Below are 23,562 nucleotides of genomic sequence, written 5' to 3'. Positions count from 1 at the left end.
TTAATGCTATAAGGAGGAAGATATTATGTTTTCATCTGTTCAACGTGAAAGTATTATTGAAACGCTCGATGCTTATTCTTTTGATGTATTAGTTATTGGTGGTGGCATTACAGGTGCAGGTATTGCTCTTGATGCTGCCTCTAGAGGATTATCCGTTGCCCTTGTTGAGATGCAGGATTTTGCAGCAGGTACATCTAGTCGTTCAACGAAGCTTGTACATGGTGGTTTACGTTATTTAAAACAATTGCAAGTCGGTGTTGTAGCTGAAGTAGGGAAGGAACGTGCCATCGTTTATGAAAATGGTGTGCACATTACAACCCCTCAGTGGATGCTACTTCCTTTCTACAAGGGAGGGACATTTGGACCTTATTCAACCTCACTTGGCTTAAAAGTGTACGACAAATTGGCTGGAGTTAAAAAATCTGAGCGTCGTAAAATGCTGAATTCTGAAGTGACGTTGCAAAAAGAACCGTTACTTAAAAAAGAAGGCTTACTTGGCGGGGGTTACTATGTAGAATACCGTACAGATGATGCACGATTAACAATTGAAGTCATAAAAAAAGCGGTTGAACTCGGCGCTGTTTGTTTAAATTATGCAAAAGTAGAAGAGTTTAAGGTAGAAAACGCGAAAATTACAGGTGCAGTCGTCCGTGATCAAATCTCATCTCGCACTTGGACACTTCAAGCAAATACAGTTGTGAATGCAACGGGACCATGGGTAGATGAAGTTCGTAAAAAAGATCAAATTAGTAACAATAAACAGTTACGCCTCACAAAAGGGGTACATATTGTTATCGACCAATCCCGTTTTCCGCTTCGACAATCTGTATACTTCGATACGCCAGATGGCCGAATGGTTTTCGCAATCCCTCGAGATGGCAAAACATATGTGGGGACAACAGATACTTTTTACGAAGAAAACCCAGTAAAGCCAGTTGTGACAGATGAAGATATTATTTATTTAATCGACACAATTCACCACATTTTCCCGGATGTCCAAATTACGAAAAACGACGTTGAATCGAGCTGGGCAGGTGTTCGGCCACTTATTTTTAAAAAAGGGAAAGATCCTTCGGAAATTTCTCGCAAAGATGAAATTTGGGAATCGCCAAGTGGCTTGTTAACAATTGCCGGTGGGAAATTAACGGGCTATCGTAAAATGGCGGAAAATATCGTCAATAAAATTATAGAAAAAAAGCAATTCAAAAAAGCAGGTCCATGTACTACTGAGTATTTATCACTATCTGGTGCAAAAAGTATTAACTCTTTAAATTTCGATGCCTATGTAAAAAATAAAACGTATGAAGGTACGAAATTTGGCTTAACAAAAGACGAAGCTCATATGCTTGTTTCAAAATACGGTACGAATATCCAAGAAATATTCAATATTATTCATACATTGCAAGTGAATAACACAGTTGAAGATTTACCAATCGCTATTCATGCGCAGTTGCTTTATGCCATTCAATACGAAATGGCGTTAACACCAGCTGATTTCTTTGTCCGTCGTACAGGACGGTTATTATTTGATATCGATAGCGTTTATGACCATAAAGAAACAGTCATTCAACTAATGAAAAAATATTTATCCTATACGGCAGCAGAAGAAGCGAGCTATCGTTTAGAGCTAGACCAGTTACTGTACGAGGCGACGCACTTTGCAAAAGAAGACTTATATGAATAAAGTGGCGCATACAATTAAAGCCTCAGACGGTCATCTAATTGCAGTGACCGTCTATCGCCCTATTGGACAGCCAAAGGGCCATATTCATATTCTTCACGGAATGGCAGAACACAGTGCAAGGTATGACGTTTTTGCGATATTTTTAACAGAGCATGATTATATTGTTTCTACGCATGATCATCGTGGTCATGGGCAAACAGCTACGTTAAATGAAGCGCCAAGAGGATATTATGCAGATGAACAAGGATTTGATCGTGCCGTATTAGATGTGCATGAAGTACTTGCATTTGTCCGAGTTGATTTACATTTACCTCCAACTGTTCTATTTGGTCATAGTATGGGTTCATTCATTGCGAGACGATATACGGAGCTTCACAGTGAGACGCTTTCTAAAGCTATCTTCTGTGGAACGGGCGCAGCTAGTGTGACGCATCGAGCTGGACATATACTTGCAAAATGTCTTGCTAAAAAGCATGGTAAAACAAAAGAAAGTCCATTATTAGATAAATTGTCATTTGGCAATTTTAATCGTGCATTTCCAAATACACAAACTGATTTTGATTGGCTTTCATCAGATATAGCTGAAGTAAAGAAATATATTGCTGATGACAATTGTGGATTTCTCGCAACAAATCAGTTTTACGCAGATTTAACGGGTGGTATTTTAAAGCTATCAAAACGAGAGGAAATGAACCGCATTCGCAAAGATTTACCGATTCTCTTAATAAGTGGTGCGGATGATCCTGTTGGTGGCTTTAGTAAAGGAATTTGGAAAGTGGCTAAAAGCTATCAAAGTTGTGGTTTAACGAATATTACAGTGCAGTTATTTGTAGAAAAAAGACATGAGATATTGAACGAAGTAAACCGAGAAGAGGTTTACAACTCAATCATACGGTGGTTAGAAAAAGAATGAGACGACAAGATTTAGATGTAATTGCTATTGTTGGCCCTACTGCTTCTGGCAAAACAGCCCTTAGTATAGAGCTGGCGAAGCAGTTAAATGGAGAAATTATTAATGGTGACTCCATGCAAATTTATAAAGAATTGAATATCGGTACAGCTAAAATTACAGAAGCTGAGATGGGCGGTATACCCCATCATTTACTTAGCATTAAAGAGCCAACTGAATCGTTTTCAGTCGCTGAATATCAGCAGCTTGTGCGTGAACGTATAGATTTCATCCGAGCTAAGGGTAAATTCCCTATCATTGTTGGAGGGACAGGCCTTTATATTCAAGCGGTATTGTTTGATTATCGCTTCACGGAAGAAAAGATTGATGAAGTAGCGCGTGAAGCTTATTATACAGAGCTTTCAGAAGTGGGACCTGAGGCGATGCATGCGAAATTAGCGAAGCTCGATCCGAAAACAGCTGAAACGATCCATCCGAATAATACAAGACGTGTAATTCGAGCGCTTGAAATGGTTGAGCAAAGTGGGGTTGCAAAATCTTCTGATGAGCAAAATCAAGGTAACAAACCGCTTTATAAACATTTAATTATGGGTTTAAATATGGACCGTGAACTGTTATATGACCGAATAAATAAACGTGTTGACCTGATGTTGGAGCAGGGGCTACTTGCTGAAGTCGAGGCTCTTTGGAAAAAGGATATTCGCGACGTGCAATCGGTGCAAGCTATTGGTTACAAGGAAATATACGCTTATTTTGATGGTAAATGTTACCTAGAAAATGCCACAGAGCAATTAAAACAAAACTCCAGACGTTATGCGAAGCGTCAACTCACGTATTTCCGTAACAAAATGGATGTAAGATGGTTTAATAGCTTAGATGGCACAGAAAAAATAATTAGAGAAATATTGGAATTTTAAAGGGTTTTTTCTAAATGAAATCGAATACAATCTATTGAGAAGATTTTATAATAGAAGAGGGAGTGGCTTTGTATGAAATCAATTAACTTACAAGATGCGTTTCTAAATCAGATGCGCAAAAACGGAATTTTCGTAACCGTTTTCTTGCTAAATGGCTTTCAATTAAAGGGTGTCATAAAATCATATGATAATTTCACAGTATTATTAGAATCTGAAGGTAAGCAACATTTGATTTACAAACATGCCATTTCTACATTCGCCCCTTCAAAATCCGTTAATATTTCTCAGGATGATGAAGCATAACATTAGTTCGGCTAGTATAAGTACTAGCCGGATTTTTTATTTCTCGCTATACTAATAGAGGTATTTAAAAAGATTGACCGATAATGGAGGACTTTAATAATGAAAACTATTACAACAACGGAACTTTTAGACAAAGTTGATGCAAATGAAGATTTATTTTTAGTAGATGTACGTGAAGACGAAGAAGTAGCAAATGGTGTGATTCCAGGCGCAATTCATATTCCGCTAGGCTCATTACCTGACAGAATCGATGAATTAGATAAAACAAAACCATATATTTTCATCTGTCACGCAGGTGGCCGTAGCGGCAGTGCATGCTCGTACCTTACTGGCCTAGGTTATGATGTGACGAATATGGAAGGCGGTATGCTCGCGTGGGAAGGCGAGTTGGAATTTTAAGTTAATCCAAAAAAGACGAATCGTAAATTGATTCGTCTTTTTTATTTTAAAGAATTATTATTTCGTAATGATTTTAATGGTAGTCGCCAATTTCTCATGTATGATAATACACGAAGAGCGGTCATACTAACAAATATTACGTACAGCCATATATCTTGTTTGAATAGGCCTAAACCAACAATTACACCAGCAATTGCCGCCCATACGGCATAAACTTCTTCACGCAATACAAGTGGCTTACGACCAGCCAATAAATCGCGGATAATACCGCCGCCTGAGCCGGTTAATACAGCAGCTACAATCGCCGCACTAATTGGTAAATCTAATCTTACAGCAAATAATGCACCTTGAATTGCAAATGCTGATAAGCCAATAGCATCAAAGAAATTGCCCCACCGATGCCAATGCTTCAGCAAATTTTGAGGGAATATAAAAACAATAGTAATTGAAATAAGTGCAATTTGGAACATTGTCTCCTGCTCCCAAAGAGCAGAGACAGGTACGCCTATAAGTGTATTTCGAACAGCCCCTCCGCCAAATGCAGTCACGATACCAAGTAAGTAAACACCAAACAAATCATATTCTTCTTCCATTGCAACAATTGCGCCAGAAATAGCAAAAGCAATTGTACCGATAATACTAAATACATCCCATGCCATAATAGATCCTCAACTTTCTAAGAACGTCCTTGAATTGTACCAAAAATAGTGATAAATACAAGTTTTACAGACCGGATTGTTGACTCTTTGGTTGTTATTGATAAGATAGTAATGGAAAAGTAAAAAGGAGCCAAACAAATGACGTATTCAACAACATTTAGTAAAAAATTATTAATGAAAGCAAAAGAAATTGAAGTACTAATTAAGCCTTACCATGATCACGTCGATGAAGTGGCTTTCTTCAATCAACAAAAAGTTTTAGCAGCTTTTCGTAACCATCAAGTAAGTGATTTTCATATGCATCCATCAAGTGGCTATGGCTATGATGATGAAGGACGTGACAATTTAGAGCGCGTTTATGCGGAAGTTTTCGGTGCAGAAGCTTGTATCGTACGTCCACAAATTATTTCTGGCACCCATGCCATTACTTTGAGTCTCTTTGGTGTATTGCGCCCGGGAGATGAGCTAATGTATATTACCGGAGAACCTTATGATACACTACAATCAATTGTTGATGGTGGTGATAAAGACACCGGTTCATTAAAAGACTTTAATATTGGCTATCAACATATTGATCTAGTCAATGATATAGACGTTGACTGGGATACAGTGAAAAAGGCTGTTTCTGAGAAAACAAAAGTCATCGCAATTCAACGTTCAAAAGGATATGCATCACGTCCTTCTTTCACAGTAGAACAAATTGCTGATATGATTAAAAAAATACGTGAAATTCAACCATCAGCTATTATATTCGTAGATAACTGCTACGGAGAATTTGTTGAAGAAATTGAACCAACTGACATTGGTGCAGATTTAATGGCGGGCTCACTAATTAAAAATCCAGGTGGTGGCTTAGCTAAAATTGGTGGCTATATTGCTGGGCGTGCAAATTTAGTGGAGCAATGTGCATTCCGCATGACTTCACCAGGAATCGGTGCAGAAGCAGGTCCTACTTTGAATGCGCTTGCGGACTTCTATCAGGGTTTCTTCTTAGCACCGCATGTAGTTGCACAAGCAGTAAAAGGTGCAATATTCACTTCTGCGATGCTTGAATCGATTGGAATGACAACTTCACCGCATTATTCAGCACCACGTACGGATTTAATTCAATCGGTTTCATTCAAAACTGCTGATCAAATGATTTCTTTTTGCCAGGCTATTCAAGCGAGTTCACCAATAAACGCCCATTTTGCACCTGAACCAGCATATATGCCGGGATATGTGGATGATGTAATTATGGCAGCGGGTACATTTATACAAGGCGCAAGTATTGAATTGTCTGCTGATGGTCCAATTCGCCCGCCATACACTGCTTATGTTCAAGGTGGTTTAACGTATGAACATGTAAAATACGCTACATTAAGTGCAGTGCAAAAATTAGAAAAATAAAATTCCCAATAAAAATACAGTATTAATTGAGAATTTTGAGTATAGAAAAAGCTTAGAAACCATTGTGGCTCTAAGCTTTTTCTATACTTAAATAGTTATGTTATGTTATATGACATGGTATTGACAGAAAATCTAACATGATGTATTATTTAACTTGTAAAGGGGAAGGTGAATGATATGAGTCGTGAAATACGAAGATCAATGCCATTACTCCCAATTAGTATAGTCATGCAGCTGACAGATTTAACAGCTCGTCAGATTAGATATTATGAAGAACATAATTTAATCGAACCTGCAAGAACAGAAGGCAATCGCCGTATGTTCTCCTTAAATGATGTCGATTCGCTGCTTGAAATTAAGGACTTGTTGGAGCAGGGTATCAATATGGCAGGTATTAAGAAAGTATTCGCTTTAAAAAATGAACCCGCAATTGCTAACCTCGGGAAGAAAGACATTACCGACGCAGACCTACGTCGCATATTGCGAGAAGAAATGCAGCAAGCTCAACGCCTTCAAAGAACTTCTATTCGTCAAGGGGATTTATCTCGTTTCTTTCAATGAGAAGCTGAGTAGAATATAAAATTTTTACATGTGGAGAGTGAATAAAATGGGAAAATTCACAAAAGAAGACATTAAGAAATTAGTATTAGAAAAAGAAGTTAAGTTCATCCGTTTACAATTTACAGACATTCTAGGAACAATCAAAAACGTTGAAATTCCTGTAAGTCAACTTGATAAAGCATTAGATAATAAAATGATGTTCGACGGTTCTTCAATAGAAGGATTTGTTCGTATTGAAGAATCAGATATGTATCTCTACCCTGATTTAGATACTTTCATCGTATTCCCGTGGACTAATGGTAAAGGTACAGTTTGCCGATTCATCTGTGACGTATACAAAGCAGACGGAACACCATTTGCTGGAGATCCACGTAACAACTTAAAACGCGTACTTAAACATATGGAAAAAATGGGCTTCACAAGCTTCAACTTAGGACCTGAGCCAGAATTCTTCTTATTCAAATTAGATGACCGCGGCGAACCAACTCTTGAGTTAAATGACCATGGTGGTTACTTTGACTTGGCACCAACTGACTTAGGTGAAAACTGCCGTCGTGATATCGTACTTGAACTGGAAGAAATGGGCTTTGAAATTGAAGCATCTCACCATGAAGTAGCTCCAGGGCAACACGAAATCGACTTCAAATATGCAGATGCTATTACAGCATGTGATAACATCCAAACATTTAAATTAGTTGTTAAAACAATCGCTCGTAAACACGGTCTACATGCAACATTTATGCCAAAACCACTTTACGGTGTAAACGGTTCAGGTATGCACTGTAACGTATCACTATTCAATGGTAAGGAAAATGTATTCTATGATGAATCAGCTGAAATTGGCTTAAGTAAAACAGCAATGCAATTCATGGCTGGCGTACTAAAACACGTACAAGGATTTACAGCAATCACAAACCCAACTGTAAACTCATACAAACGTTTAGTACCAGGTTATGAAGCGCCATGTTACGTAGCGTGGTCAGGTCAAAATCGTAGTCCATTAATCCGTATCCCAGCATCACGCGGCCTATCAACTCGTGTCGAAGTACGCTCAGTTGACCCAGCTGCAAACCCATACCTAGCAATGGCCGTTATTTTGGAATCAGGTCTTGTCGGTATCGAACAACAATTAACACCGCCTGCAGCAGTTGATCGCAACATCTACGTGATGGATGCAAAAGAACGCGCTGAACACGGTATTACAAACTTACCAGCTAACTTAGATGATGCCCTAATTGCATTAGCTAATGACGAAGTTGCTAAAGAAGCACTTGGTGAGCATATCTACGCTAACTTTATGGAAGCAAAAGAAATTGAGTTTGACATGTTCCGCACACAAGTACACCCTTGGGAACGTGAGCAATACTTGAAAATGTATTAATAGTTAAACCCGTTGAGGCTCTAGGCTTCAACGGGTTTTTATTTGCCCACGGAATTTTTACGAATATTTTTTTTGCGGATTTATTTATTTTGCATATACGTATCAAGTTTTTCAATCCATTTAAAAATCGCTCAATTTCCCAACGTGATTTGTGCATGTTGGAGATTTCATCAGGCTCCAAATATGTTGACATAAAAAAGCGATGGTTACTTAACCACCGCCCATCTTTAATCCATTTCAATTTTCCATTTTACTTCTTTTGATTGCTCTAAGAATGCTGGTTCATACTTTAACTCAAATGTCTTCTCTGCCGTCACATCAAAATATAATTTACTGCTCGCTGTTTGACCTTTTTCTAAATCTTTATTAATAGCGAACTGATCATAACCGTAGTATTCCTCTAATTGATTACCTTTTTTATCGAAAATATAGAAGTCAGAACTATCTGCATGGATCGTTTTATCCGTTGTGTTTGTAACGCTAACTGCCAGTGTAATTACTTTGTCCTTCTCTGCCTTAGAATACTCATCCTCTTCTGTATATTCGGCGCTTTTAATTGTTAATTCTATGCCATCTAATTTTACAACGTCGCCAATTTTATAGAATACTGGTGCTTTTTCTTGTGTTTTATTAGCAGAATCCTCTTTTTCTGTTTGTTCCGTTTTCTGAGCGTCTTTTTTATCGCTTTCTGTTTTTTTGTCCTCAGTGTCGTTACAACCAGCTAATAAAAGTACTGCAGCTAACGGTGCTAAATACCATTTTTTCATGTTATCCCTCTTCCCGTACTATGTACCTTTTTAACTATATTCCAGAATGAATGAATTGTCACGACATAAATAGTGCATATTTAATAAAAAATATCATCTTTGTAACATTAGTAGATATATATTCCAAAGTGTTTTCATAAGTTATTGAGTAATATAAAAAAGATTGTAAGAATCAAATATTACAGTGATTCTTACAATCCTATATTTTAGTTATAGAACATTGCGGTATAAACCGACTACTTTACCTAAAATGGATACTTGATCTACTATTATTGGCTCCATTGAAGAGTTTTCAGGTTGTAAGCGGAAGTATGATTCTTCTTTGAAAAAACGTTTTACAGTCGCTTCATTTTCTTCAGTCATAGCTACAACTATTTCGCCATTACTTGCGGTAGCCTGTTGTTTTACGATTACATAGTCACCGTCCAAAATGCCAGCTTCTATCATCGATTCACCCATGATCTCAAGCATGAAAATTTGGTCTTCCGAAGTGCCATAAGAATCTGGAATTGGAAAGTATTCTTCGATATTCTCAAATGCTGTTATAGGAAGACCAGCTGTTACTTTCCCGACTAGTGGCACATGTACAACGCCTTGTTTAGCAATTGTAGAATCTTGCTGATCTAAAATCTCAATCGCGCGAGGTTTTGTTGGGTCGCGGCGAATTAATCCTTTGCTTTCAAGTCTAGCTAAATGTCCGTGGACTGTAGAACTTGAAGCAAGGCCAACTGCCTCACCAATTTCGCGGACGGAAGGCGGGTACCCTTTAGTGCGAACTTCCTCTTTGATGAATGCTAATATATCTTCTTGTCTTTTCGATACTTTTTTCAATCCAATCACCTCTTTATCTCATACTATATAAATGTTATTCATAGTATAGCATTGGCGAACAAGTAATGCAAACATAAGTTCGAAAAAAGCGTTGACAAAAAACAAATGTTCGGCTTATATTAAGAACATACATTCCGAACGAACATTCGAAAAGGGGAGATAACATATGAATTGGTTCAAAAAAAATCAATATATTACATTGCTTTTTGGCGTTTGCATGGCCTTTACAATGATATTTGTGATTACAAACAGTGGAAATACCTCATATAAAGAAATTGAAATTCATAACGGAGATACATTACTATCGCTTGCAAACAAGTATAGTGGCAAAATGGCTGACCATGAATGGATAGAAATGGTCAGAAATGAAAATAATATAATTGACGATACAATTTATGCAGGGCATACTCTAGTAGTTCCGGAACATGACATTTTAAATGTTCCAAATTCAGTGGTAGAAGTGGCGAGTGATAAAAAATGACACAAAAATCAGCAGTACTCTACTGCCGTGTAAGTACAGAAAAAGAAACGCAGGACAAATCGCTAGACAGGCAGAAAATGGAGCTAATGGATTTTGCAACAAGCAAAGGTTATGAAGTAGCCCAAGTATTTTCAGATCGACATAGCGGCTATGATATTGATCGTGAAGGCTTACTGGATTTACTTGAATATGTGAAGGTATATGAGATTCCAGCGCTTTTTGTTCAAGACGAGACACGTTTAGGACGTGGAAATGGTCGAATGGCGGTTCTGCATTTATTACAAAAAACAAACACAGATATTTTCACGTTAAGTGATTCAGGTCATGTCCGATTAAATGAAATGGACGCCATGCTTTTAGAAATTTTAGCTATTGTGGAAGAGTACCAACGGAAGCTACATAACGCTAAAATACGTAGAGGGATGAGACGAGCAGTACAAAATGGCTACCGACCAGAAAAGAATTTAAAAGACCGTGGTAATCCTGAAGGGCGAGACCGCATAGATGTTCCAATCGAGCAAATTGTCCAGCTTAGAGAAAAGGGTATGACGTTTGAAGAAATTACCGTGACCCTTAAAGGATTAGGTTTTCATGTCAGTAAAGCGACAATTCACCGTCGATTTATGGAATTTAAGGAGAGAAATGAAGACTAAAAGCTTGCGCTTGCAGTCTTTTTTGCATACCTTTGTATTAACGTATGTATGAAAGGTGAGGTATTTATGTTATCAAAAGAAAAATTACAACGTATAAGTGAACTTTCGCAAAAATCAAAATCACAAGGTTTAACTATTGAGGAAGCCAAAGAGCAAACGGTATTACGAAAAGAGTATTTAGACACTTTCCGATCTTCAATGCGTGAAACAATTGAAAATGTCCGCGTTTTCGATCCAGAGGGAAATGAAGTAACACCTGAGAAATTACGCCAAAAGCAAGAAAAGAATAATCGTTTAAATTAATACACATTTTGTAGAAACCATTGTTTTATATAAGAATCTTGACTAAACTGTAATAGTACAATATTTAGCTTTAGAAAGGATGTCAACTAAATGACTCAACAAGCAGATCAGCTTGCAATTAACACAATTCGAACTTTATCTATTGATGCAATTGAAAAAGCTAACTCAGGCCATCCAGGCTTACCAATGGGTGCAGCACCAATGGCTTACACACTTTGGACAAAACAACTTCGTCACAACCCTTCAAATCCTAACTGGTATAACCGCGATCGTTTTATTCTATCAGCAGGTCACGGTTCTATGTTGTTATATAGCTTATTACACTTAGGTGGATACGGCTTACCGATGGAGGAAATCAAAAATTTCCGCCAATGGGATTCGAAAACACCAGGTCATCCAGAATACGGTCATACAGCTGGCGTTGAAGCGACAACTGGTCCATTAGGTCAAGGTATCTCAATGGCTGTCGGTATGGCAATGGCAGAAAAACATTTAGCTGGCGTTTATAACAAACCAGAGCACGAAGTAGTGGATCATTATACTTTCGGACTTTGCGGAGATGGAGATTTGATGGAAGGTGTCGCTGCAGAGGCAATTTCTTTAGCAGGTCACTTACAACTTGAAAAACTGATCGTACTTTATGATAGCAATGACATTTCTTTAGACGGCGATTTGAATAAATCATTCTCTGAAAACATTCAAAAACGTTTTGACTCATATAATTGGAACTACATTCATGTAGCTGACGGCAATGATATTGTAGCGATTAACGCTGCCATAGAACAAGCAAAAGCACATAAAGGACAACCTACTATTATTGAAGTAAAAACAGTAATTGGCTACGGTTCACCAAACAAATCAGGTAAAGCTGACTCTCACGGTGCTCCACTAGGTACTGATGAAGTAAAATTAACAAAAGAAAGCTACGGTTGGTCACATGAACCTTTCTTCGTACCTGAAGATGTTTATGCGACATTTAAACAAGCGGCAGACATACAAGGAACTCTTGCTGAAGCTACTTGGAATGAACAATTCGATGCTTATAAAAAAGCATTCCCAGAGCTTGCTGAACAATTTGTCAATGCTATGAACGGAGAACTTCCTGCAGACTTCGCATCAGAAGTACCTGTTTATGAAGCAGGCAAATCAGTTGCTACACGCTCATCTTCTGGTGAAGTGATCAACGCTCTTGCTAAAAAAACACCTTCATTCTTCGGAGGAAGTGCTGACTTAGCAGGTTCAAATAAAACAACAATTAAAGGTGCTGGCGATTTCTCCGCAACAACTCCTGAAGGCCGCAACATTTGGTTCGGTGTTCGTGAATTTGCGATGGGCGCAGCTCTAAATGGTATGGCACTTCACGGTGGTGTAAATGTCTTCGGTGCTACATTCTTTGTCTTTAGTGACTATGTACGCCCAGCAATTCGTTTATCAGCACTAATGGGACTACCTGTAACATATGTATTTACACACGATAGTATTGCTGTTGGTGAAGATGGTCCAACCCATGAACCAATCGAACATTTAGCTGCATTGCGCGCTATGCCAAATCTTTCTATAATCCGTCCTGCTGATGCTAACGAATCTGCAGAAGCTTGGAAAGTAGCCGTATCATCTAAAAATAAACCAACAGTTCTAGTACTTTCTCGTCAAAACTTACCTGTATTAGACCATTCAGCATCACTTGCAGCTGATGGTGTTGCAAAAGGTGCTTATGTTGTTTCTAAAGCAAACAAAGAAGTAGCTGACGCATTAGTTTTAGCAACAGGTTCAGAAGTGAGCCTTGCTGTTGAAGCACAAAAACTATTAGCAGCAGAAGGTATCGAAGTATCAGTCGTTTCAATGCCGTCATTTGATCGCTTTGATGCCCAAGATGCAGCATATAAAGAAGCTGTATTACCAAAAACAATTACAAAACGTTTAGCAATCGAAATGGGTGCATCATTCGGCTGGCATAAATACACTGGCTTCGAAGGTGATGTTTTAGCAATTGATCAATTCGGTGCAAGTGCTCCAGGTGAAATTGTAATGAAAGAATATGGCTTCACTGTAGAAAATGTAGTTGCGAAAGTTAAAGCTTTATTCGCTTAATAAAATAGTTGTAAATTTGAAAAGTAGAGGGTTTTTTCCTCTACTTTTTCTTTTTTGACAAATAAAGTGCTATAAATCGGCCGTCAATTGACAAAATCTTCTTACAATGTTTGATATACTATTTTCAAGAGAGGAGTGGTAATCGTGCGAGTATACTCAATCTTTCATGTGAAAAAGAAACATCAAGCATTTGTTTATGGTAGAGAACGTTTACTATTTGATTTTATTCAATCCTCACAAACTTATGAGCAAGCAATACATCCAGCGCAAGAGCTCTCTTATTTATGCGAGCCCTTGGATATTTTAGAAATTGAACAAATTATTCAACAGCAATTAGGTAATAACTTTTCAGGCATTCAAACAAAGGATCATCAAATCTTTTTGATGAATGAATTTAAAGGGGAAATCCAAGTTGATATTTTTCCTTACTACATAGCTGTTGTCTGTGTTGGATCGCGCATGCTTGAGCTAGATTTATTTGCAACATTATCAAAATTAAGCGATCGTTTTATCGGTTTTAATAAAGATGAAATGGAATGCGGCTGGTTAAAACCGCTAAAATTTCATTCTCATGAAAGACGATAAATCTTGTCAAACAGTAGTATGTAGTGGGTTTTTATTGTATAATCCTTGTTGGAGAGATTTTTCTCGCATACGAAACTTGGAGGAGGAAAACCAGTGAATACTACGTTGTGGATTATACTTGTTATCGTGGCATTAATAGCAGGAATAGCTATCGGTTTCTTTGTTGCCCGTCAATATATGATGAAATACTTAAAAGAAAACCCACCTATTAACGAACAAATGCTACGTGTAATGATGTCTCAAATGGGACGTAAACCGTCAGAAAAACAAATCAAACAAATGATGAACTCAATGAATAAATTAAGCAGTAAATAAAAAATAGCACTCAGCTGAGTGCTATTTTTTTGTCTTTTCTACGAATACAAATTCCTCTAAAAACTCAGCTACTAAACGTTCATATGCATCTGAATTCATATTGTAGGATTGTGCATGAGGGCCTTCCTCAAAAAGTTTTAGTTTTTTGGGGCCAGGTTTTAAGCTATACATTTCAATTGTCATCTCAGGCAATATGAAGTCATCTGGGATACTATGAATAAAGAGTACCGGTTTTTCGATTCTCGTTACAGCCTCTTTAGGTGAGATGCTCTTTACTGAGTAGCCATCTCGCATTCTTAAAAAGATATCGGCTAGTTTAATTGCTAAACTAGTACGCAGCGGTGTTTGCTTCATCATTAAGTGATATAGTTGTTCGGAAAAATCAGAGAAGGCGCAATCGGAAATGTAGAAATCAGCTTCATCTTCTAGAGTTCCAGCATATAATAATGTCGTAGCAGCGCCCATTGATTCTCCTTGTACACCGATTATGCCGCCTTCACCAAGCTTTTCTTTCAACGATTTCATAACTGCTTGTAAATCATATTTTTCATAATGACCATAGCTTGTTGTTTTGCCACCAGAGTCACCATGCCGGCGATGATCATAGACGACGGAGTTAAAGCCTAAACGCTCAAAAAGACGTACATATTTCATGGAATTAATCTTATTTTCTGTGACACCATGGCAAAGAATGATGGTGTTTTTTGTTTGCAAAGGTTGGAAATAAATAGCCTTAATAGGGTAGCCGTTAGGGGAGTCTACCCACATTTCTTCCTTGTTTACATGCTCAAACCAAACTTCGTCGAAACGCTTTGCTTCCTTTTCTCGCTGTAAAATGAAAGCAGCATCTTTGTTCTTCATATACATGATTCGACTGGAAAACAAATAGCCGAGAATAGCTGTAATGGCACCAAAAGTACCTGAAACAAGCCCGATAATCCAAAGCAAGCGTTTTTTCATGACCATCACTCCTCTACTTTTGCTTTTGCGTAAAAAGTCGGTACTGACCACTGTCGATTGATTTCGACAAAAATGGCTCGACAATTGCTGCCGCTTGGCAAATTTTATCGATATCAACACCGGTATGAATTCCTATACTCTCTAGCATATGTACAACATCTTCTGTTGCAACATTTCCTGTAGCTCCTTTAGCAAAAGGACAACCACCAAGGCCGCCTGTTGACGTATCAAAGCGATCAATACCAGCTTGTAATGCAGCAAAAATATTTGCTAGAGCCATTTTGCGTGTATCGTGAAAATGAGCTGTTAAAAGTAACTCGGGAAACTCTTTTTTTAACCGTTTGAATAATGTGTAGCTTTCTACTGGGTTTGCCATACCGATTGTGTCTGCAACACTTAACTCGTCAACGCCCCAACTTGCAAATATTTTACATAATGCAACTGTATCTTCAATTTCCATTTTACCTTCATAGGGACAGTAAAAGGCAGTTGAAATACAGGCGCGTACAAATTTACCTTCATCCTTCAGCTTTGCCACAACGGGTGCTAATCTAGCCATTGCTTCAGCCGTATTTTTATTGATATTTTTTTTATTAAATGAATTACTGACACCAACAAAAACAGCAATTGCCTCTGCACTAGCTTCCATCGCACGCTCCACCCCTGTAGCATTTGGTGCTAAGACAAACTGTCTACCCACTTTAGTAGTACTTTTCACTATCATCTCGGCATCGGCCATTTGTGGTACCCACTTTGGCGAAACAAATGAAGTTAATTCCATTTCTGAAATACCGGCATCTTGTAAAGCTTTTATGAAATTTAGCTTCACATCGGTAGCAATAGCATTTTTTTCATTTTGTAAGCCATCTCTTGGGCCTACCTCGATAATTGTCGCATTATTTGGTAAACTAAACATAACATCCCCTCCTATAAGTTCATTGTAAGGAAGGGGGATACATATTAGCAAATTTTTTTATACGGCATAAGGGGGAATTTATTATGACAATAGAAGTTGTAATTGTGAGCGCTGTTCGTACAGCAATTGGAAATTTCCAAGGATCGTTAAAGGATGTTCCAGCAACAAAGCTTGGTGCGATCGTTATAAAAGAAGCTTTATCAAAGGTTGGGGTACCTTTTGATCAAGTAGATGAAGTGATTATGGGCAATGTTTTACAAGCCGGGATAGGTCAGAATCCAGCACGTCAAGCTGCGATTTTCGCAGGGCTACCACAAGAAGTATCTGCTTTAACGATAAATAAAGTATGTGGATCGGGTCTTAAGGCTGTCCACTTAGCAACGCAAGCAATTCTTGCAGGGGATGCAGATATTATTATTGCTGGGGGTATGGAGAATATGAGCCAAGCACCCTATTTACTGAAAAATGCGCGTGAAGGCTTCCGTATGGGCGATCAAAAAGTAATTGATAGTATGATTACAGATGGCCTATGGTGTGCGTTTAACGATTATCATATGGGCGTAACAGCGGAAAATTTATGTGATCAGTATACAGTTTCTCGTGATGAGCAAGATGGTTTCTCTGCACGTTCTCAAGAAAGGGCAACAGCAGCGATAGCAGCTGGTAAATTCGAAGAAGAAATTGTGCCAGTGGAAATTCCACAACGCAGGGGAGAACCTATCATTTTTGACACAGATGAATATGTAAAGCCAGGTACGACAGCCGAAAAGTTGGGCAAGTTAAGGCCAGCGTTTAAAAAAGAAGGCTCTGTGACAGCCGGAAATGCATCTGGTATTAATGATGGTGCAGCAGCACTTCTTGTTATGTCAAAGGCGAAGGCTGATGAATTAGGCATTAAGCCACTAGCAACAGTTGTATCAAATGCAAGTGTTGGCGTGGATCCTGCAGTAATGGGCAGTGCTCCGGTGAAGGCTGTACAAAAAGCATTAACAAAAGGACAGTTGGAAATAGGGCAAATCGATTTAATTGAAGCAAATGAGGCATTCGCAGCACAATCGATTGCGGTTGACCGAGAATTGCATTTTGACCATGAAAAGTTAAATGTGAATGGTGGTGCAATTGCTTTAGGTCACCCAATTGGTGCAAGTGGTGCTAGAATATTAGTGACTCTACTCCACGAAATGGAGAAGCAAGATGCAAAAATAGGTCTTGCTACACTCTGCATTGGCGGGGGACAAGGTGTTGCAACGATTGTAAAAAGAACGTAAGAAGGAGAACCGACATGGCTAAAAAGAAAAAACAAAAAAGACAACAACCATCACAACAACCATCAAAAGACGAGGCTCTAACATTAAAAGACCAACTTAATGGTGATGTGTTAGAAAAATTAAAACTTGCTAAAAAAGAACTTGTCGTAAAAGAACAGGCTGCACAGGAGGAACGTGAAGCCAAGTTAGTATTTGAACGTAAACAACGCGAGAAAAACAAATCGTTTGAAGAATTACTAAATGAATATGGCGATAAAGGCTCTAAATTTAATGGTTAATAGAGAACTTGAATGGTTTGTTTAACAAATACTTATGTAACAGATCAAAGGTGGTAATTCTAATGAAAAACTCAAAAATTAAGCTTTTTAAAACTCCAGGTATTTCTTTTCTAGCTGGGATAATATTTGTATTTGTGGGACTAAATGGGGAAAAACTCGCAAGTATATATTAAAGACATTATAATTCTACATCATGGACAACTTCTGGTAGTCTAATAAATACTTTTGTATATATCCCTATAATTATAGGTGTTATTCTCTTAATTTTATCTATAGGTACATTTCTTTTATCATACAATAAGTTGCTAAGAAACGTTTAAGGGTTTTAACAAGTGAAGATGTCAAATTAAAAAGTCAGCTTTCTCCCTATTGGAGTAGCTGGCTTTTAATTTGCAAAAATTATTTTAAATCTCTAGACCACTAGTGTTGCATAAATAAAGATGGAAAATTTTGTCTATTAACACTTAGGGTTTAGAGCCAAAAAAGGAAACACTTCAATTTGTAGATCAACTCTTTTTTCATTTTGAGTCCTATCTTGGTTGAGCAACAATCTTTGAGAAAACAGCCTTAAAATTAAATGTGAGACCGATTTGCGGAAATATACCAATCCAGCGCGTGGTTCAGAAAAATGGATAAAACTCTACAAAGAGCGCAGTGCAGTTGAACGAGTCAACGCTTATTTAAAAGGCTATTTTCAACTGAACAATGTCCGCCATCGATCTGGGAAAAAAGAAAAGTGTCATTTCCAATTGATTACACTGATTTACAACGCGAGCAAATTAGCAGTCCATCGTATCAACAAAGTTTTACGTGAACAACCAAACGTAGCTTAATTTTTAAAAATAAATTTTGCACTATGGGAGTAGTCTGTGCTCTAAAAAAATACGATTTATGAAATTGATTCTATAAAGTAATTCTTGGTAAACAGTTCACGAGCTAAAAATAAACAAAAGACAGTCCATCTACTTATTTACAAAAAAGGACCCGAAATATCGGATCCTTCTACAACACTCATCTATGAGCATTATACACATCTTTTTTTGTTAATTCTCCAAGCTCTTTTACATCTAACGATAGCGCTTTATTATACGCAATAATTGTTGCTTCTAACTGTTCTTTAGAGCTTGCGCCAACTACTGCAGATGCCACAACAGGTGATTGCAATACATAAGCAATCGCCGCTGCGTGAACATCTGTTGCGTTGCCTGCTATTTTTTCTAATGTAGATTGTAGCTCATCTTGGCTATATGTTTGGTAGCTGTTAGTTTTTGCTATTCGTTTTTGCCAATCATTTGTTAAAAGTCCTTTTGCTAAAGAACCACGAGTCACAATGGATACGCTGTTTTCTTCTAGCACGTCAAACCATTCTTCTGGTCTACGATCTAGTAAACTATATTGCATCATGACAGATGTAGCAGCACTTTTTGGTAAAAATTCTTTTATAACATTAGGTCTGATTGATGAAATGCCGTATGCCCGAATGACGCCTTCTTTTTTTAAGCTATCAAATGCATCGGTAATATCATCCCAAGGGTCTTCAATTGTTCCGCCGTGTAGTTGATATAAGTCAATATAATCCGTTTGTAAGCGACGTAAGCTTTCCTTTACTTGAAACTCGATATTTTTCTTCGAAGGGTCCCAGTGCCAACCTTCTCCGTCTTTGTTCCAAACATTACCAACCTTTGTTGCTAAAATTATATCTTGTCGTTTGCTGCTCAATGCTTTGCCTACAAGTTTTTCATTGACACCTCTATCATATAAGTCCGCGGTATCGAAATAGGTAATGCCATGATCTACGGCTGCATCGACTATCCATTTTGCTGTCTTTTCGTCAGTTGGTAGAGACATGCAACCAAGGCCGATTTCTGAAATGGTTAATTCGCTATTACCTAATTTTCTGCTATTCAAAAATATCACTCCTCATATGATAATGGTACAATGTTTAATAATAAAAGAACAACGGAGAGGATTGCTATCATGAAAAAATTCGAAGAAAAAACAATTGCCTCAAAAAAAATATTCGAAGGTCGTGTTATTTCTGTCAAAGTAGATGATGTCACATTACCAAATGGGAGCACGTCGACGCGAGAGTTAGTTACTCACCCAGGAGCAGTAGCGATTATACCAATTACAAACGAAGGCAAAATAGTTCTTGTAGAACAATATCGTAAGCCCTTAGAACGTAGTATTATAGAAATCCCAGCAGGTAAATTGGAAAAAGGTGAGAAACCAGAATATACGGCTATCCGTGAATTAGAAGAAGAAACAGGATATGGTTCAAAAAAATTCACGTATGTTCAATCTTTTGCCACATCTCCAGGCTTTGCAGATGAAGTTATTCATATATATGCAGCAAGAGATTTATATAGAATTGAGAATCCGGCAGGGCTAGATGAGGATGAATTTGTCGAATTATTAGAAGTTACTTTAGAAGAAGCTGAACAAATGATTCGTGATGAACGCATTTATGATGCTAAAACAGTATTTGCAATTATGTGGATGAAAAATATCTTGTAAACGAAGTTATGAAATGGGTCGGGACGAGCATAGGTTGTACGAAGTAAAGGAAGGTGACCTATATGAACCGATCATTTCAACTAATTTATTTTTTCTTAATCATCGCAATTGGTTTTATTGGTGGTATTTTACTGTTGCAGCTGTCCACTGTAGAACAAGCAGATTGGCTTATTCGTACATTTGACCGCAGAGTGCTTTTAAAAGCACAGCCGTCTATTTGGCAATCTCTATGGCCAGTCGTCATTCCATTTGTCATTGTTGCGTTGCTAGCATCGCATAATTTATTGCGACATGTGACGCGAATTGTTGTCGTATTAAAAGCAGCTTTCTTCGGATATAGCTCAGGTTATTTAATAGACACTCAAAATGCTTTCTGGTCATACGCAGCATGGTGGTTTCCTTTTCAATTGCTACACAGTATAGTATTATTGTTATTTTGTATAGTGCTTGTACCACAACCTGTTTATTCGGTACGAAAAAAGTTGCCAATTTGGCCGAGAATAGTAGTTATAGTCATTACAACTATAATTATATTTGCGGGTGAATTAGTTGCAATTCACTTTTTGTTTAAATTAAAATAATTATTAAATAATAACAATTATAATTCTAAATAACTCAATCTTGTAATGAGAATTGCACTTTTGGTATAATGAAAGAAGTTAAGGGGGGCGTCATATGGAAAGCCGTATTGATCGAATAAAAAAACAATTACATGGTGCGAGCTACAAACTGACGCCGCAACGTGAAGCGACGGTAAGAGTGCTTTTAGAAAATGAAGAAGATCACCTTAGTGCTGAGGATGTTTATCTACTCGTTAAAGAAAAAGCACCGGAAATCGGACTTGCAACTGTGTATCGTACATTGGAGCTTTTAACAGAGCTGAAGATTGTCGATAAAATCAATTTTGGCGACGGCGTATCTCGTTATGACCTACGTCAAGAAGGAGCTGCTCACTTCCATCATCATCTCGTTTGTATCGAATGTGGTGCTGTGGATGAAATTCAAGAGGATCTATTAGAAGATGTAGAAGCAGTCGTTGAAAAAAGATGGAACTTTATTATTAAAGACCACAGATTAACATTTCACGGTATTTGCTGGCGTTGTCATGATAAAGAGTCAGATAACAAAAGCAATCAATCATAAGTTTATAGCTTAAAAACAAAGGATGGCGGAGGTGCTGTCCTTTTTTATTTACATTTTTTAAGGGGGAACCAAGAGTGAATCCAGTCGTTCTAGATGCTATAGAAGATTATTTACATTTTTTACGCGTTGAACGCCAGCTATCTGATAATACATTACAATCCTATAAAAGAGATATCATTGCCTATACCAAAAATATATTCGTAGTTCAAGATGTACAAAATTTTGATGACATTGACAGATTGAATATATTGCATCACTTACAAGCGCTTAAAATATCTGGTAAATCTGCACGTACTATTTCAAGACATATATCATCGATTCGCTCATTTCACCAATTTTTGTTAAGAGAAAAAAGAGCTGCTGGAGACCCGACAGTGCATTTAGAAATGCCCAAGATTGAGCAAAAGCTACCGAAGATTTTATCAATAGAAGAAATTGATATGCTAATTGCTATGCCAAACCTTGCAAAACCACAAGGAATTCGCGATCAGACGATGCTAGAGCTGTTATATGCAAGCGGTATGCGAATTAGTGAATGCATTGCACTTAATTTAGAAGATATTCATATAACGATGGGTTTTGTGCGTGTGTTCGGTAAAGGAGGTAAAGAGCGTATTATTCCGCTCGGACGTTCAGCGCTAGAAGTTTGCCAGGCATATTTAAAAGAAAGTAGACCAAGACTAGAAGATAAGCTACATAAATCAGAGGCCTTTTTTATCAATCAAAGAGGGCAACGACTGACACGCCAATTTTGTTGGAAATTGATAAAAGATTATGCGGATAAAGCCGGTATAGATAAAGAGATCACACCACATATTTTACGTCACTCCTTTGCGACGCATTTAATTGAAAATGGTGCGGATTTACGTGCCGTACAAGAGATGCTTGGGCATGCCGATATATCAACGACACAAATCTATACGCATATTAGTAAGTCTCGATTATCTGAGGTTTATAAGCAATTTCATCCGCGTGCGTAAAAAACTTTCATTCGTCAGAGGTCTGACGTTCATTTTTCTGTAGAATTTGGTAAAATGAATTTATTCATAGAGGAGGCACACACAAATGAACAGAAAACCATTTAAACGTATTCACTTAATCGTGATGGATTCAGTAGGGATTGGTGAAGCACCAGACGCTGAAGCATTCGGTGATGTAGGTGCAGATACTTTAGGACATATAGCAGAAAAGATGAATGGCTTAACAATGCCCAATATGGCTAACTTAGGTTTATCAAATATTCGTGAGTTACACGGAATTCCGGTTGCCACAAAACCAGCAGCTTATTTTGGTAAGATGCAAGAAGCGTCTGTTGGAAAAGATACAATGACAGGTCACTGGGAAATCATGGGTTTGAACATCGATAAACCGTTTAAAGTTTATCCAGAAGGCTTCCCACAACAATTAATTGCGCAATTAGAAGAACGTACAGGTCGCAAAGTTATTTGTAATATGCCAGCAAGTGGTACACAAGTAATTGAAGATTTTGGTGAAGAGCATATGAAAACGGGTGCACTTATCGTCTATACATCTGCTGATCCAGTACTTCAAATTGCAGCACATGAAGAAATTATTCCTTTAGATGAACTATATAAAATTTGCGAAATCGCCCGCGAATTAACATTACAACCTGAATTTTTAGTAGGTCGCATCATTGCTCGTCCATTCTTAGGAACGCCAGGCAACTTTAAACGTACGTCAAATCGTCATGATTATGCGCTAAAACCATTTGGTCGTACTGTTATGAACGAATTAAAAGATGCTAATTTAGATGTCATTGCACTTGGTAAAATTTCTGATATTTACAACGGTGAAGGTGTAACAGAGGCGATCCGTACGAAAGACAATACAGATGGTATGGATAAAGTAGCAGAAGTTGTACGCAAAGATTTCCACGGCTTATCATTTTTAAACTTAGTAGATTTCGATGCGACTTACGGACACCGAAGAGATCCACTTGGCTATGGTGAAGCATTAGAAGAATTTGACCGCCGTTTACCAGAAGTTTTGGAAGCGTTAACGGAAGATGACTTACTACTAATCACAGCTGATCACGGGAACGATCCAACATTCCCTGGATCAGACCATACTCGTGAATATGTACCATTAATCGCATATTCACCACGTTTTAAAGAATGCCAACAATTAACACTGTGTAACACGTTTGCAGATTTAGGTGCTACTGTTGCAGAAAACTTCAATGTGAAACTGCCAGAATTCGGCACAAGCTTCTTATCTAATTTAAAGTAAT

The 23,562-nt window shown here is 37.8% G+C and carries 27 protein-coding genes and 1 pseudogene; 22 read left to right on the top strand and 6 right to left on the bottom strand.

Features of this window, described 5'->3' with window-relative positions:
• Window positions 1-25 precede the first annotated feature (25 nt).
• The 5 genes from JFL43_RS05445 (at window position 26) to JFL43_RS05425 (ending at window position 4,213) form a co-directional block, all read left to right on the top strand.
• A complete protein-coding gene (locus JFL43_RS05445) occupies window positions 26-1,684 on the top strand; it encodes a glycerol-3-phosphate dehydrogenase/oxidase (RefSeq protein WP_234447616.1) in 1,659 nt (552 codons plus the stop codon).
• The gene (locus tag JFL43_RS05440; RefSeq protein WP_234447615.1) at window positions 1,659-2,597 is read left to right on the top strand and encodes an alpha/beta fold hydrolase; all 939 of its coding nucleotides are present in this window, start codon (window positions 1,659-1,661) and stop codon (window positions 2,595-2,597) included. The genes JFL43_RS05445 and JFL43_RS05440 overlap by 26 nt, the downstream gene beginning before the upstream one ends.
• The gene (gene miaA / locus JFL43_RS05435) at window positions 2,594-3,511 is read left to right on the top strand and encodes a tRNA (adenosine(37)-N6)-dimethylallyltransferase MiaA (RefSeq protein WP_200748255.1); all 918 of its coding nucleotides are present in this window, start codon (window positions 2,594-2,596) and stop codon (window positions 3,509-3,511) included. Before JFL43_RS05440 ends, miaA begins: the two co-directional genes overlap by 4 nt.
• A 72-nt stretch (window positions 3,512-3,583) precedes the next feature.
• Window positions 3,584-3,814, top strand: coding sequence for an RNA chaperone Hfq (gene hfq / locus JFL43_RS05430; protein ID WP_100796559.1), 231 nt, complete (start codon window positions 3,584-3,586; stop codon window positions 3,812-3,814).
• A gap of 99 nt (window positions 3,815-3,913) precedes the next feature.
• Window positions 3,914-4,213: a rhodanese-like domain-containing protein gene (locus tag JFL43_RS05425; RefSeq protein WP_200748254.1), complete on the top strand. Its 300-nt coding sequence runs from the start codon at window positions 3,914-3,916 to the stop codon at window positions 4,211-4,213.
• Between the two features lie 41 nt (window positions 4,214-4,254).
• Here JFL43_RS05425 and JFL43_RS05420 read toward each other — a convergent pair whose 3' ends face one another.
• Window positions 4,255-4,872, bottom strand: coding sequence for a trimeric intracellular cation channel family protein (locus JFL43_RS05420; RefSeq protein ID WP_100796561.1), 618 nt, complete (start codon window positions 4,870-4,872; stop codon window positions 4,255-4,257).
• Between the two features lie 174 nt (window positions 4,873-5,046).
• Between JFL43_RS05420 and JFL43_RS05415 the strand changes: the two genes are divergently transcribed.
• The 3 genes from JFL43_RS05415 (at window position 5,047) to glnA (ending at window position 8,203) form a co-directional block, all read left to right on the top strand.
• Entirely contained in the window at window positions 5,047-6,261 is a 1,215-nt protein-coding gene (locus tag JFL43_RS05415) for a methionine gamma-lyase family protein (RefSeq protein ID WP_407701961.1), read from the top strand.
• Window positions 6,262-6,438: 177 nt separating this feature from the next.
• A complete protein-coding gene (locus tag JFL43_RS05410; RefSeq protein WP_100796563.1) occupies window positions 6,439-6,822 on the top strand; it encodes a MerR family transcriptional regulator in 384 nt (127 codons plus the stop codon).
• A gap of 46 nt (window positions 6,823-6,868) precedes the next feature.
• Window positions 6,869-8,203, top strand: coding sequence for a type I glutamate--ammonia ligase (gene glnA / locus JFL43_RS05405; protein WP_100796564.1), 1,335 nt, complete (start codon window positions 6,869-6,871; stop codon window positions 8,201-8,203).
• Between the two features lie 227 nt (window positions 8,204-8,430).
• On the opposite strand, the gene JFL43_RS05400 is transcribed toward glnA, so the two are convergent.
• Window positions 8,431-8,970, bottom strand: coding sequence for a DUF4352 domain-containing protein (locus tag JFL43_RS05400; protein ID WP_200748252.1), 540 nt, complete (start codon window positions 8,968-8,970; stop codon window positions 8,431-8,433).
• Between the two features lie 210 nt (window positions 8,971-9,180).
• Window positions 9,181-9,801: a transcriptional repressor LexA gene (lexA, locus tag JFL43_RS05395; protein ID WP_100796586.1), complete on the bottom strand. Its 621-nt coding sequence runs from the start codon at window positions 9,799-9,801 to the stop codon at window positions 9,181-9,183.
• Window positions 9,802-9,967: 166 nt separating this feature from the next.
• Between lexA and yneA the strand changes: the two genes are divergently transcribed.
• From yneA to JFL43_RS05365, 6 genes are all read left to right on the top strand, one after another.
• Window positions 9,968-10,282 (top strand): cell division suppressor protein YneA, encoded by a 315-nt coding sequence (gene yneA / locus JFL43_RS05390; protein ID WP_200748251.1) that lies wholly within the window; start codon window positions 9,968-9,970, stop codon window positions 10,280-10,282.
• A complete protein-coding gene (locus JFL43_RS05385; RefSeq protein WP_200748250.1) occupies window positions 10,279-10,935 on the top strand; it encodes a YneB family resolvase-like protein in 657 nt (218 codons plus the stop codon). The genes yneA and JFL43_RS05385 overlap by 4 nt, the downstream gene beginning before the upstream one ends.
• A 66-nt stretch (window positions 10,936-11,001) precedes the next feature.
• Window positions 11,002-11,238, top strand: a complete 237-nt coding sequence (locus JFL43_RS05380) for a DUF896 domain-containing protein (protein ID WP_200748249.1) — start codon at window positions 11,002-11,004, stop codon at window positions 11,236-11,238.
• Window positions 11,239-11,328: 90 nt separating this feature from the next.
• Window positions 11,329-13,329, top strand: coding sequence for a transketolase (tkt, locus tag JFL43_RS05375; RefSeq protein WP_200748248.1), 2,001 nt, complete (start codon window positions 11,329-11,331; stop codon window positions 13,327-13,329).
• 144 nt (window positions 13,330-13,473) lie between these two features.
• Window positions 13,474-13,914, top strand: coding sequence for a sporulation inhibitor of replication protein SirA (gene sirA / locus JFL43_RS05370; RefSeq protein ID WP_157812957.1), 441 nt, complete (start codon window positions 13,474-13,476; stop codon window positions 13,912-13,914).
• A 93-nt stretch (window positions 13,915-14,007) separates the two neighbouring features.
• Window positions 14,008-14,229, top strand: coding sequence for a YneF family protein (locus JFL43_RS05365; protein WP_100796592.1), 222 nt, complete (start codon window positions 14,008-14,010; stop codon window positions 14,227-14,229).
• 21 nt (window positions 14,230-14,250) lie between these two features.
• On the opposite strand, the gene JFL43_RS05360 is transcribed toward JFL43_RS05365, so the two are convergent.
• Window positions 14,251-15,189, bottom strand: a complete 939-nt coding sequence (locus JFL43_RS05360) for an alpha/beta hydrolase (RefSeq protein ID WP_200748247.1) — start codon at window positions 15,187-15,189, stop codon at window positions 14,251-14,253.
• A gap of 13 nt (window positions 15,190-15,202) precedes the next feature.
• The gene (locus tag JFL43_RS05355) at window positions 15,203-16,105 is read right to left on the bottom strand and encodes a hydroxymethylglutaryl-CoA lyase (protein WP_200748246.1); all 903 of its coding nucleotides are present in this window, start codon (window positions 16,103-16,105) and stop codon (window positions 15,203-15,205) included.
• 83 nt (window positions 16,106-16,188) lie between these two features.
• Here JFL43_RS05355 and JFL43_RS05350 point away from each other — a divergent pair, with 83 nt between their 5' ends.
• The 3 genes and pseudogenes from JFL43_RS05350 to JFL43_RS05340 all read left to right on the top strand — a co-directional run.
• A complete protein-coding gene (locus JFL43_RS05350) occupies window positions 16,189-17,373 on the top strand; it encodes an acetyl-CoA C-acetyltransferase (protein ID WP_200748245.1) in 1,185 nt (394 codons plus the stop codon).
• A gap of 14 nt (window positions 17,374-17,387) precedes the next feature.
• Window positions 17,388-17,651, top strand: coding sequence for a YqkE family protein (locus JFL43_RS05345; protein WP_200748244.1), 264 nt, complete (start codon window positions 17,388-17,390; stop codon window positions 17,649-17,651).
• 569 nt (window positions 17,652-18,220) lie between these two features.
• Window positions 18,221-18,484 (top strand): annotated as a pseudogene (locus JFL43_RS05340) (transposase); the annotation flags it as partial.
• A 178-nt stretch (window positions 18,485-18,662) separates the two neighbouring features.
• On the opposite strand, the gene JFL43_RS05335 reads toward JFL43_RS05340, so the two are convergent.
• Complete coding sequence (locus JFL43_RS05335) at window positions 18,663-19,559, bottom strand: aldo/keto reductase (RefSeq protein WP_200748243.1); 897 nt, start codon at window positions 19,557-19,559, stop codon at window positions 18,663-18,665.
• A gap of 69 nt (window positions 19,560-19,628) precedes the next feature.
• Here JFL43_RS05335 and JFL43_RS05330 point away from each other — a divergent pair, with 69 nt between their 5' ends.
• The 5 genes from JFL43_RS05330 to deoB all read left to right on the top strand — a co-directional run bounded on the left by JFL43_RS05330 (window position 19,629) and on the right by deoB (window position 23,561).
• Window positions 19,629-20,168 (top strand): NUDIX domain-containing protein, encoded by a 540-nt coding sequence (locus tag JFL43_RS05330; protein ID WP_100796597.1) that lies wholly within the window; start codon window positions 19,629-19,631, stop codon window positions 20,166-20,168.
• A 62-nt stretch (window positions 20,169-20,230) separates the two neighbouring features.
• Window positions 20,231-20,749, top strand: a complete 519-nt coding sequence (locus JFL43_RS05325; RefSeq protein WP_100796598.1) for a hypothetical protein — start codon at window positions 20,231-20,233, stop codon at window positions 20,747-20,749.
• A 94-nt stretch (window positions 20,750-20,843) separates the two neighbouring features.
• Window positions 20,844-21,311: a ferric iron uptake transcriptional regulator gene (gene fur / locus JFL43_RS05320; protein ID WP_100796599.1), complete on the top strand. Its 468-nt coding sequence runs from the start codon at window positions 20,844-20,846 to the stop codon at window positions 21,309-21,311.
• A 74-nt stretch (window positions 21,312-21,385) separates the two neighbouring features.
• A complete protein-coding gene (xerD, locus tag JFL43_RS05315) occupies window positions 21,386-22,291 on the top strand; it encodes a site-specific tyrosine recombinase XerD (protein WP_100796600.1) in 906 nt (301 codons plus the stop codon).
• An 85-nt stretch (window positions 22,292-22,376) separates the two neighbouring features.
• The gene (gene deoB / locus JFL43_RS05310; protein ID WP_100796601.1) at window positions 22,377-23,561 is read left to right on the top strand and encodes a phosphopentomutase; all 1,185 of its coding nucleotides are present in this window, start codon (window positions 22,377-22,379) and stop codon (window positions 23,559-23,561) included.
• The last annotated feature ends 1 nt before the right edge of the window (window position 23,562 follow it).

It is taken from the genome of Viridibacillus soli (assembly GCF_016612995.1).
GTDB lineage: Bacteria > Bacillota > Bacilli > Bacillales_A > Planococcaceae > Viridibacillus > Viridibacillus soli.
The sequence above is the reverse complement of the archived record's forward strand: the minus strand, read 5'-3'. Positions and strand labels throughout refer to the sequence as shown.